Origin of the sequence: Paenibacillus sp. E194 (genome assembly GCF_000935845.1) — a bacterium.
GTDB lineage: Bacteria > Bacillota > Bacilli > Paenibacillales > Paenibacillaceae > Paenibacillus_B > Paenibacillus_B alvei_B.
This window is the reverse complement of the sequence record NZ_JMDX01000189.1, coordinates 1-11,248: the sequence shown is the minus strand read 5'-3', so window position 1 is coordinate 11,248 and position 11,248 is coordinate 1. Positions and strand designations below refer to the sequence as shown.

The window sequence follows — 11,248 nt, the reverse complement described above, 5'->3', positions numbered from 1 at the left end:
TTCTTTGTAGTGGGCACTTTATGCTGATGCGCGGCTTCTGGTTCGTGCCTTGTGCATGAATAAGCATTGAAGCAAGAATCCAGCGACGAGAACCATTCCTGCGAGATAGGGGAGATTGGCAGGATCCGCATTCCGCTCAAGCAAGGCACCGAAGGTCATTGTACCGACAGATCCCGCCAAATAGTTCATCGAGCTAAGCAGTGCGATAGAGATTGTTGCATGGCTTGGACTGATTTCAACAAGTGTTTTCTGCTGGGCAGCTATGGACGCCCAACCCGCCGCACCCCACAGCATGAGCAGGGAAGCGAGACTTGCTGCGTTTTGATGAACAATACCCATGAGCATCATGGACAACATGAGCACAATGATGAGAATAAGCATAATCGTTCGCGGACGCTTATATCGATCCATGATTGAGCCAATCAAGAAGCTTCCGGCGATTCCGCCCACCCCCCACATCCAAATGAACCAAATCGATTGCTCATATTCGAATGCGGCGATGATTCGATCCAAATACGTATATAATCCTAGGCTGCAAAAGCTTAAAATCGCCGTAACAAGCATTACAAGCGTGATTTGCTTATTTTTGAACAGCGACAATCTATCGCTCAACGTCGGCAAGCTATTGCTCTGAATTGTAGGAAACTGACTCGCTAGTGCCATTATGCCCAAGAGACCGACAATTACAATAAACCACATTGTCAATCGCCAATTATACAAGGAAGAAATATAAATCCCTAATGGCACGCCGATAACGGTTCCAGCACTCATACCGAACAAGATTAAACTTAAGGCTCGGCCCCGCTGCCCTTCAGGAGCAAGATGAACGGCCGCAGAGGATGCCAATGGCGAATATAACCCCGCTCCGATTCCAGCTATTCCCCTAGATATTAGCAATACGCCAAAATGATGCGTAATCGCAGTCATGATATTGGCCAATGTAAAGAGCGATAATGCAGCAAGTAAAATATGTTTCGTATTCGCTCGACTTAAGATAGCTGCAAAGAATGGAGCTGCGATGGCATAGCAGAGGGTGAACGTACTGACCGATTGCCCTGCTGCACCAATAGAAATGTTGAAGTCTCCTGCGATAAGGGGGAGTATTCCGGCCATCACATAGGCATCAGCACCTAAGGCGAACATGCCGAATAGTAGAAGAGTAATGTTTCTCAAGATGATCACCAACCTTATGAATAATATGCATGAAACACATGGATCGCTGTAAGAGCAAGCATCTGTTCTGAATGTATTGTATCGAGTATACTTATATTAGTGAAATTAATGTTTAGCATGAAAGGTATGAGGATAACTCATGACATTGGCGCGCTATGAAGTGTTCATGAAGGTAGTGGAGCAGGGGAATTTTACGAAGGCTGCTGAGCAGTTGAATATGACTCAGTCTGCGGTTAGCCATGCGATTGCGAGTTTGGAGAAGGAGCTTGGTCATGCGCTGCTGAATCGAGGCAAGCAAGCTAAGATTAGTACGACGGTGTTAGCAGATCGTCTTATTCCGCATATGATGCAAATTCTGCGCAGTGAAGCAATTATTCGCGAGGAAGTATCGCTAGAGAACAATCAGCTTGAAGGTTTGCTTAGAATCGGTGCTTTTACAAGTGCAGCGTCACAATTGCTGCCACCGATGATTGCACAAATCAAAAAGTTTCATCCGCGTGTGAAAGTGATTTTATTTGAGGGAACGTATGAAGAAGTTCAAGAATGGATTCGAAAGGGAACTGTGGATATTGGATTTATGATAAATGCGGGACAGAACCAAGATCTGCATCAAGTATTCATTCATGAAGATGAGCTTGTCATCGGTATGTCGCCGAAGCACCCACTTGCACAGCTGGACACAATCGATATCTCGCAGCTTGAGGGTGTCGATTTCATCATGCCTCTGGCATCCTATCATTCACAAGTGATGGAGTATCTGTCCGATCATGGGGTGACGCCAAATGTGATGTTGGAAGTCCTGCATTGTAACACGATTATGAGCATGGTATCCCAAGAGATCGGTGTTACGATTGGGCCAAAGCTGTTGTTTCAGTCCAATGAGCAAATGGCGATCAGACCAGTGAAGCAGGCGACAAGTCGTCCGATCAGTCTGGTCTATCGAACGGTTAGTCCTACGATTGAAGCCTTTCTGACAAGTAATCAGCTGCGTTCATGGGAAGGTACCACTCAATCTACTAATTGAATGGAATACGAACAATCCTTGGTCTATATATCGGATCTCATCTTGTACTGCCGGGATAGTTAAGGGTTAAGTAAACAAAAACTCCCGTGAATGGCTGCATTCGCGGGAGTTCCTATCATATTTACACATGACGTCCACTGCTTATTGAGATGTCCGTCATGGAAGCATTCGTGTTAGCTTATGGAGGCTTCGTAGATGGAATGAATAGAGCGGGACAGAGTCTCATCGAATTCCTCAGCTGTCTGCTGTGCTGTTAATCCTACCGACAAGGCGCGTGAGAAGCTGGCAATGAGTCCATGATTGCGGGCCAGTCTTTCATTCGCTTCATCTTGATCGTATCCGCCTGACAAGGCTACAACGCGGAGCACATGCGGATCTTCAATCAATTCACGATAGAAATCATCGACAGTAGGGATGGACAGCTTCAGCATGACTCTTACGTCTTCGCCAAGCGCATTCAATTGCTTCAGAAGCTCATCCTTCAATATTTGTTCCGATTGCTGTTTGTCCTTGCTATAGATGTCGACTTCAGGTTCAATAATAGGGACAAGTCCCATCGACCAAATCTGCATGCCGACTTCAAATTGCTGTTCGACCACTTTACGTATTCCTTCTGCGTTCGCTTCCTTAATGACTGAGCGCATCTTCGTACCGAAAATATGTTTCTCGACTGCACGCTTCAGCAGGTCGTTCAGATCAGGCATAGGCTTCATCAGTTGAACACCCTGTTCAAGATCAGCCAATCCTTTGTCCACCTTCAAAAAAGGAACGATGCCTTTCTTTTCCCACAAATAATCTGCGGTAAACTGTCCATCGATCGTCCGATCCATCGTATTCTCAAATAAGATGGCCCCCAATATGTACTTCGAATCAAATGCCGAGCTTGTAATTATGCGTGTACGCATCTCATGAACCTGCTCGAACATTTCCTCGTCATTGGAGTAACGATCTTCTGTAACCCCATATTGCAGCAGAGCCTTCGGCGTGCTACCGCCACTCTGATCCAAGGCTGCAATAAAACCCTCTCCCGTATGAATTCGTTCCACTTGTTCCTTGTTCATTGATGTTTCTCCTTCCTATGTGTGGGATGGATGACCTCGACACTTCGTATACGCGCGTATCTAAGAGTGAGGTCACTATAGAAACAGAACTTGACGCGTTCACATGAGCCTAGGACGTTCAAACCGCATTGAACCAATCAAGAAGCATTCGTTCATCGGTTAGGTTTGCCCATACGTCAGGTAGAGTTTCTTATATTGTACAATAAATAATCGTTCTATGCACAGACATGAATAAGGCTCTCTAAAAGAGGCACATGATATCACCACCAGTTCATAAGCGCTGCTGCCGCAGTGTGAGCCGATTGGATTTGAACATATATCGAACCGATAATGAGGAATGGGAGCTGCGTAAGTAGGTTAGGGGGAGAAGTTGGAGGGGACAATATATTCTTCGTTATCCATCTTCATTCCTCGGAAGGGTAAAAAGAAGAGGAGCTCATATCCGAATGATATGGGCTCCTCTATTTATTTTGCTGCAATAATTTCTTTTACTTAACAACTGAATGTAAGTGCTCGTCCAATTTTCAAATCTTATTGAGCGTCATATATAGTACTTTCATAATCGATATACTTAGTCCCACATTCACGATTATTTAATCACACGACGTGCTGTTTTAAAGGTCTTGTCCCATGCGCTGCCTTTAAATTTGGAAATCGTCACACCTACACCTCTCTTATATGTGTGGATGACTTTGTTATTGCCCATATATACCGATACGTGATTGATGATGCCATCACGATTCGTGTCAGAGAAGATAAGGTCTCCCGCCTTCAATTGACTCTTCGAGACTTTCGTACCCACTCGCGATTGCTCTCTGGAAGAGCGCGGTAGTTTAATCCCATGCTTTTTGAAGATATATTGCGTAAAGGAAGAGCAATCGAAAGCACTCGTTCTTCCTGATTTTGCACCGAATACATATGGAGTTCCCATATATTTCTTGCCTGTTTGAATCACTTTATTTGCTACGGAAGTAGAGGAGGCTGCTTCCACCTTCATGACTGCAGCGTCACTAACAATGCTACCCGACAAGGCGAGCGTTGCGCATATTCCGATGCTGAGTAGAGTTTTTCCCATTCGTGTTGCCATGATGTTGTTCATGTTGTAATCCTCCTTATGGATAAACAAATGTGATAGCCGACTAATTGACTCGCAATCAGCATAGCATATCTTTTTGCGTCCATAATCTCCCACCGATCCGTATATCCCGCACCACTACAATAAAAATTGAGCTTTATGATAATCAAATGAGAATCAGATTAAAAATCTTGTTGATAATGAGAATCAATATCTATATAATGAGAATCGTTATCATACAAGTGATAATTATTCTCATACATAAGGTAATAAGGAGGCTTACATAATCAATGAATGTAATTAAATATGGGGTCATCGCACTCATGATCGTCGTGCTTGCAGCTTGCGGGAATGCGAAGGGGGAGTCGAAGGAGGCAGGTTCGGTACCTGCGGCTGCGTCGACAACAATTTCGGGTCAAGACCCGTCAAGCCAGGTTGACAAGAAGGCGGGAGCAGACCCTGAAGTGGAGAAGCTCTTGAAGCAATTCAGTAAAAAGCAGCCAGAGAAGATTGTGACATTATCAGTCTCCATTACGGAGATTTTGAACGAAATCGGGGTAACGCCAGCCGGTGTTCCTAAGTCAAGCAATAAACTGCCAGAAGCATTTGATAACGTCCCCCGCGTCGGTTCTTCACACCAGCCTGATCTCGAGCAAATCGCTAAACTGCAGCCAGATGTAATCGTAAGCCCAATGTCTATTAAAGACAGCATTGAAAAGAAGTTGAAGCCAGCGTCATTGCCTACGGCTTATTTGCCGGCAGATTCCCTAGAACAGTTGAAATTATCAACGACTGTACTAGGACGTGTGTTCGGCCGAGAAGACAAGGCAAATGCTTATCTGGAGAAGATTCAGCATGAGGAGCAGGCAGTACTCAATTCCGTGAAGGGCAAGCCTGCACCAAAGGTTATGATTCTGTTCGGTTCAGCAGAAGCCTTGATGCTAATGAATGACAATACATTCGCCGGAAGTATTGCTCGCAATTTGGGTGCTACAAATGTGTTGTCTGACGTAATGAAGAAGTCGGAGGACTATGTACCGCTCAATATGGAGAGTGTAATAGCTGCAAATCCTGATGCCATCTTGCTGGTTGCGCACGGCGATCCGAATGCGGTTGCCAAGAAATTTGAGGATGACGTGAAGAAGAATGGCGCTTGGGAGAAAATGAATGCCTTTAAAAATGGAAAATTGAAGGCTCTTGATTCCAAATTGTACAGTATTGCGTCTATAGTCAAGGCGCCTGCAGCCTATAAAGATATGGCACACATCCTATTTGGTGAATAAGGGGTTCTTACGGAGTGAAGAAGAGTACGTCACGACATAAATATATCCTACTCCTTCTAGCTGTTGCTCTGCTTGCCATTCTGACGCTGCTCTCCATCGGGATTGGGAGCGTGCAGTTCAGTATGAAGGAAACGCTAGATGCTGTACTCGGATACGGGAATGATGTCTCCAATACGATATTGTGGGATATTCGCATTCCGAGGGTGCTGATGGCCTTATTTATTGGTGCTAATCTGGCCGCTTCAGGCGCACTAATGCAGGCAGTGGTGCTCAATCCGCTTGCAGATCCAGGACTCACTGGAGTATCGAGCGGTGCGGCAGTAACGGTACTGTTCATTATGCTTGTTATTCCTGGGTACTATTCGATGGTTCCGCTCGCGGCAATTGTTGGGGGCAGTATCGCAGCGCTTATGGTATATGGACTCGCATGGAAGAAGCACTTTGGTTTAACGCCTGTGCGCATCATTTTATCAGGGGTAGCTGTGAATGCAGTATTTGGAGGAATGATTGGGCTGCTCTCCATCTTGTATAGCGACAGGCTTCCTGCTGCTCTGCAATGGCTGAACGGGAGTTTATCCAGTACTAGTATGGCAGATGTTCTCGTCATCCTTCCGTATTCGTTGATAGGATGGGCAGCAGCACTGCTATGTATACGGCATGCGAATATTTTACGATTGGGCGAACAGGTGGCACACAATTTAGGCCTTAATCTGACTCATATTCGAATCCTACTTTCTTTTATTGCGGTCTATTTAGCGGCGATATCCGTGTCCACGGTCGGACTTGTTGGGTTCGTAGGTCTGCTTGTGCCGCACATTGCGAGAATACTAATTGGCTCTGACTATCGTTATCGTCTTCCTCTTAGTCTATTTCTTGGTTCAATGGTGCTCCTCATCGCTGATACCATCGGTCGAACAATCTTCAGTCCTGTAGAGATCCCCGCAGGAATTGTCATGGCTATGGTAGGAGGGCCGTACTTCTTATATTTGATGCGGAAAGGGGATGCCTGACCGATGCTGCATATGTCATCACTGAATATTCGTTATGGGAACAAGCAGATTGTGCACGATTTCTCGCTTGATGTGAATGAAGGCGAGGTGCTTACGATCATCGGCCCTAACGGGTCGGGTAAGTCTACTGTTCTGAAGGCAATTACTCGTATAATTCCCTGTGATAGTGGGCGAATTTGTATTGCGAATGAGGAATTGCAGCAGTTCAGCTCGAAACAGTTGTCGCAGATCATGTGCATGTTGTGCCAATCCAATTCAAGCCCTTCGGATATGACCGTAGAAGAACTGGTTGGATATGGGCGAATGCCTCATAAGAAATGGTATGAACGGATGAATGATGAGGACAAGGAGATTATCTGCTGGGCAATGGAGCAAACGGGGATGACCTCCTATAAGGAGAGAACGGTAGTATCCTTGTCAGGCGGAGAGGCTCAGCGCGCATGGATTGCAATGGCGCTGGCCCAGCGGCCGAAAGTGCTGTTGTTGGATGAACCAACGACTTTTCTCGATATCGCGCATCAACTTGAAGTTCTGGAATTGATTCGCAAGCTAAATTGTGATCTGAATTTAACTGTCGTTATGGTGCTGCATGACTTGAATCATGCGAGTGCCTACAGTGACCGAGTATGTGTCATCCAGAGCGGGGGAATCCGCATTTGTGGTACTCCGAGTACGGTATTTACATCAGACCTGATTCGCAGTGTATATGGGGTAGATGCAGATATTCAGTATTTACCGGATCGAGAACATCCACGAATACATGTGTTGAATAAATGGAATAAGGAAGCGAGGAATGGGAATGAAGCAACAGGATAATGACAAAATGAAACAAAAATATATGAATTTTATTGATAGTGTTCAATCTATAGTGCTCAGCACAATTGCCGATGATGGCTCTCCGTTTGGCTCATACGCCCCCTATGTACGGATGGATGGCAAGCTGTATATTTATTTGAGTAAAATTGCCCAGCATTATCGGTATCTTGAGCAGAATCCGCGTGTAGATGTTCTTATGATTGAAGATGAGTCCAAGTCCGGAAACATGTTCGCTAGACAACGTGCTCGCTTTGCATGCCATGCGGTGAAGCTGGACAATGAGGCGGATGAGGACATATTTGCTCAGTTTGAGGCGTCGTTTGGAACTAGTCAAATTCAAACGTTTAGAGGACTTGATTTCTCATTGTTTGAACTGACACCTACAGAAGGACGATATGTTGCTGGGTTTGGCCAAGCCTACGATATTGATTTGGAAGCATTGCGCTTCGATCATGTTGCAAGAGATGGGCATCAACCGTCTGAACGAATTCGCACAACGTAGGAGGGAGATGAAGAAATGACGTATGATACGGTATCGGTCATATGGGATGCCATCCAGGAACGGTTCTATAATATGATTCAGGAACTGACTGATGATGAGTTGAGTTATGGAGTGGGCAGTGCCACAATTGGTTACATGATTAGACATAATGCAGAGGTGGAATTTTTATTTGCAGATTGGTATTTTGGCCAAGAGTTGCCTGCGGATGTGGAAATTCGAACGAGTCGAGGGCCGTCAGGAGACCCGAATCGATATACAAGCATTCTTGAAATGCTGCAGTTGATTCAACATTCGCAAGATCATATTCGTCAAGCGATGTGTACGCTGCCCGAACAAGCTTGGCATGTTCCGATGAAGTCGCCAATGGGAACGATCACACCGCTGCAAGCGGTTGGACGCCTGTTGTATCATACCAGTCTGCATGCTGGGCAAATTGCCTTCATACTTAAGCACACCAATCCCGCCTCCATCTCAGCGAAGCAGCAGAGGTCTGCCCCGGCAACTTTACATTGAACCTACATGTAAGTTAGATTGACCTACCTTGAAATCAACCTTTTGGTTGATTTCTTTTCTTTGTGTGGAGTAAGATATGTCCCGAGAGGAATGGACTGGAGGATGATGGTAGATGGTTGAGTACCTGGATTGTTCAGAAGTCGATATTTCAATGATTTATGAAGCGTTTACAGTCGGCTTTTCTGATTATATCGTGAAGATGGATATCACCGAAGAGATGTTCAAGACTCGTTTCTTTGGCGTTGAAGGCAATCAGTTAGAGAATTCCTATATTGCGATGGATGGGGAACGACCAGTCGGGTTGATACTAGGCGGATTGAAGAGATATGAAGGCAGACTAACGATGCGCTGTGGAGCACTTGCAATCCATCCTGATTATCGTGGAATCGGAGTGAGCTCAAAATTGTTCGAGCTGCACAAGGCTAGAGCAGTGGAGTGCGATTGTGGGCAGCTGTTCCTTGAAGTCATAGTTGGGAATGACAGAGCGATCCAATTCTATAAAAAGAAAGGCTACTCCAAAGTATACGATCTTACCTATTTTACATTGCATCATCCTGCCAGTATGGTAGGCAGAAATGTTAAGGGGCTTGAAATTAAGCCAATTCCGTTCGAATGTTTTGAGCAGCATGTACACAATTGGCGCATCTCACATATCAATTGGCAGAATGATTTGGATTACATGAGGTTGTCTGACACCAATAACTATGTCGCAGCTTATAAAGACGACAAGGTAATTGGAGATTTATGTATAAATGATAGTGGCAAGGTTAGTTTTCTCTACGTAGATGTTGAATATCGAAATCAGGGGATTGCTACCGATATGCTTATGACCATGATAAGAGAGAAGCAGCCAGAGCGGGTATCGATTTCTTTTGCGAATAATCATTATCTAGAAGGCTTTGTAGCTAAGCATGGATTCAATCGAAATGAGCTCGAGCAATATGAAATGTATTTGCATTTATAAACAATTTTGTAGTTGCAATCAATGATTTCCCCTCATTGAGGGACTTGGATGGATAAGCCTACATCGGGTCAATGAACTATCAGCGTACGTACAGAATATAATGATCACACTATCACGTATGCTGTAAGGATGTGTAAACAATGCCATTTATATTGCGCTTCAGTACGATAACAAGAGGTGCGATTACGTTCACTGGGAATTCTCTAGGTATTAGCCGCGCCTCTAGATTTTCTCCTGCTTGTACACCGGGTACGGCTGATGCGATCGGCTCTTTTATTATAAATAATCCAACTGTAATGTGCGGCACGGTTCCGTCCAGTCCTGCTACTGGCGGGGGAACGACGAATATGTACATGATAAATTTTTCAACAAATTCGCTCGTTCTCCCGCCTGGAAGTACGGTTGTATATGCTGAATTAGTATGGGGCGGGACTTATTTGATCAATACACCGGGAGGCGAGGATTTATCGGCCCGGTTGAATGACCCGGTCAGATTCAGTACACCAACAGGAATGTTCAATATTCAGCCAGAGACGTTCTTTAATTATGCCGTTAATATTCAAGGTGATTTAGGATATGTGCGTTCTGCCAACGTTACTGCGCTTGTAGCAGGTGGCGGTGCAGGAACATATGGGGCTGGAAAAATCGTTGGAACACTGGTTCCAGATCCGAATACGACAAGTTTCGCAGGTTGGTCACTCGGTGTCGTATACGTGAATCCTGCATTGCCTTTCCGCAGCATGAATTTATATGTCGGGAACGTCCCGATTCAAGCCATTTCTCCACCAGTCAATGAAATGATTGGGAACTTCCAAACTCCATCAACAGGTCCTATTACCGGCCGCCTGCTCGTTAGCGCTCAAGAAGGAGACGCGGCGATTACGGGAGATTTCGTACGTTTCGGCCCAACCCTTGCCAGCCTTACAACAATTCCGCAACCCGCTGGATTTACGAACAATTTCTTTCAATCACTAATTTACGATGATAACGGAAATATCAACCCGCCTGCTACGTTTGGGGATCGCAATCCGATACCTGGGCAGCCGGGATCCAACATCATTGAGGGGAATCGCCAAGGATGGGATATTTCCAACGTAAGCATCTCCAACAGTCTCGTGAACGGGCAAACTTCAGCAGCGATTCAATTCGGAACGAATGGCGACGGATATACTGTCAATCTGCTGGCGATTCAAATTGACAATATTCCACCGACGCTGCTGCTGGAGAAGACCTCTTTTCCTGATACAGTCACCGTTGGAGAAGAGATTGTATACACCATTGTCGTCAGCAACGATGGAGACTCCCCGCTTGTGAACACTGTACTTACTGACCCGCTACCAGCTGGTGTAACGCTTCAATCGGTTCAAACTACGCAAGGTTCGGCATCGTTTGCTGCTGGAACAGTTACCGTAGATATCGGGACGATCCCGATTGGTCAGAGTGTTACCGTCAATATTACCGTGCTGGCAACAGCTGCTGGACTCATATCCAATACAGCTTCAGCCCAAGCAAATCAGACCGGCATCATTTCCTCAACCGCAGTCAATACCGTAAATCCTCTGCCACCTCCAATTCTAGAAATTGAGAAGCTGGACTTTCCCCCAATCGTAGCAGTAAATTCAGAGCTCGTTTTTGTTATATTTGTCTCCAATATTGGAGGGAGCACAGCGACCAATGTTGTCATGAACGATCCGCTGCCGGCAGGCACAACCTTTGTATCTGCTGAGACGGATCAAGGTACGATTTCGTTCGATGGCACAACAATTACGAATGATATTGGTTCCCTAGCCCCGGGAGAGACCGTAAACATAATTATTGTCGTAACCC

General features: G+C 45.4%; 11 protein-coding genes. 8 read left to right on the top strand and 3 right to left on the bottom strand.

Features of this window, described 5'->3' with window-relative positions; genetic code table 11:
- Positions 1-18: 18 nt before the first annotated feature.
- The gene (locus AZ66_RS21425; RefSeq protein WP_044356681.1) at positions 19-1,173 is read right to left on the bottom strand and encodes an MFS transporter; all 1,155 of its coding nucleotides are present in this window, start codon (positions 1,171-1,173) and stop codon (positions 19-21) included.
- Between the two features lie 139 nt (positions 1,174-1,312).
- Between AZ66_RS21425 and AZ66_RS21420 the strand changes: the two genes are divergently transcribed.
- A complete protein-coding gene (locus tag AZ66_RS21420; protein WP_044356679.1) occupies positions 1,313-2,197 on the top strand; it encodes a LysR family transcriptional regulator in 885 nt (294 codons plus the stop codon).
- A 173-nt stretch (positions 2,198-2,370) separates the two neighbouring features.
- Here AZ66_RS21420 and AZ66_RS21415 read toward each other — a convergent pair whose 3' ends face one another.
- Together AZ66_RS21415 and AZ66_RS21410 are read right to left on the bottom strand one after the other, a co-directional pair.
- Positions 2,371-3,258, bottom strand: a complete 888-nt coding sequence (locus AZ66_RS21415; protein WP_044356677.1) for a fructose bisphosphate aldolase — start codon at positions 3,256-3,258, stop codon at positions 2,371-2,373.
- Positions 3,259-3,847: 589 nt separating this feature from the next.
- Positions 3,848-4,357, bottom strand: coding sequence for a C40 family peptidase (locus AZ66_RS21410; protein WP_052648734.1), 510 nt, complete (start codon positions 4,355-4,357; stop codon positions 3,848-3,850).
- A 266-nt stretch (positions 4,358-4,623) separates the two neighbouring features.
- Between AZ66_RS21410 and AZ66_RS21405 the strand changes: the two genes are divergently transcribed.
- The 7 genes from AZ66_RS21405 to AZ66_RS21375 form a co-directional block, all read left to right on the top strand.
- The gene (locus tag AZ66_RS21405; protein WP_044356676.1) at positions 4,624-5,616 is read left to right on the top strand and encodes an ABC transporter substrate-binding protein; all 993 of its coding nucleotides are present in this window, start codon (positions 4,624-4,626) and stop codon (positions 5,614-5,616) included.
- A gap of 14 nt (positions 5,617-5,630) precedes the next feature.
- Complete coding sequence (locus AZ66_RS21400; RefSeq protein WP_044356675.1) at positions 5,631-6,626, top strand: FecCD family ABC transporter permease; 996 nt, start codon at positions 5,631-5,633, stop codon at positions 6,624-6,626.
- Between the two features lie 3 nt (positions 6,627-6,629).
- Positions 6,630-7,442, top strand: a complete 813-nt coding sequence (locus AZ66_RS21395; protein WP_044356674.1) for an ABC transporter ATP-binding protein — start codon at positions 6,630-6,632, stop codon at positions 7,440-7,442.
- Positions 7,420-7,944 carry a HugZ family pyridoxamine 5'-phosphate oxidase gene (locus AZ66_RS21390; RefSeq protein WP_331436924.1) on the top strand — a complete coding sequence of 175 codons (525 nt, stop codon included), beginning with the start codon at positions 7,420-7,422 and terminating at the stop codon, positions 7,942-7,944. The genes AZ66_RS21395 and AZ66_RS21390 overlap by 23 nt, the downstream gene beginning before the upstream one ends.
- A 15-nt stretch (positions 7,945-7,959) precedes the next feature.
- The gene (locus AZ66_RS21385; protein WP_044356672.1) at positions 7,960-8,457 is read left to right on the top strand and encodes a DinB family protein; all 498 of its coding nucleotides are present in this window, start codon (positions 7,960-7,962) and stop codon (positions 8,455-8,457) included.
- Between the two features lie 112 nt (positions 8,458-8,569).
- Positions 8,570-9,421 (top strand): GNAT family N-acetyltransferase, encoded by an 852-nt coding sequence (locus AZ66_RS21380; protein ID WP_044356670.1) that lies wholly within the window; start codon positions 8,570-8,572, stop codon positions 9,419-9,421.
- 140 nt (positions 9,422-9,561) lie between these two features.
- A partial coding sequence (locus AZ66_RS21375) for a DUF11 domain-containing protein (protein WP_044356683.1) occupies positions 9,562-11,248 on the top strand: 1,687 nt, incomplete at its 3' end.

What these genes read in the sequence shown, in the direction of transcription:
- AZ66_RS21420 (WP_044356679.1), top strand. Translation starts at nt 1,313, where the DNA reads ATGACATTGGCGCGCTATGAAGTGTTCATGAAGGTAGTGGAGCAGGGG.
- AZ66_RS21415 (WP_044356677.1), bottom strand. Translation starts at nt 3,258, where the DNA reads ATGAACAAGGAACAAGTGGAACGAATTCATACGGGAGAGGGTTTTATT.
- AZ66_RS21410 (WP_052648734.1), bottom strand. Translation starts at nt 4,357, where the DNA reads ATGAACAACATCATGGCAACACGAATGGGAAAAACTCTACTCAGCATC.
- AZ66_RS21405 (WP_044356676.1), top strand. Translation starts at nt 4,624, where the DNA reads ATGAATGTAATTAAATATGGGGTCATCGCACTCATGATCGTCGTGCTT.
- AZ66_RS21395 (WP_044356674.1), top strand. Translation starts at nt 6,630, where the DNA reads ATGCTGCATATGTCATCACTGAATATTCGTTATGGGAACAAGCAGATT.
- AZ66_RS21390 (WP_331436924.1), top strand. Translation starts at nt 7,420, where the DNA reads ATGGGAATGAAGCAACAGGATAATGACAAAATGAAACAAAAATATATG.
- AZ66_RS21385 (WP_044356672.1), top strand. Translation starts at nt 7,960, where the DNA reads ATGACGTATGATACGGTATCGGTCATATGGGATGCCATCCAGGAACGG.
- AZ66_RS21380 (WP_044356670.1), top strand. Translation starts at nt 8,570, where the DNA reads ATGGTTGAGTACCTGGATTGTTCAGAAGTCGATATTTCAATGATTTAT.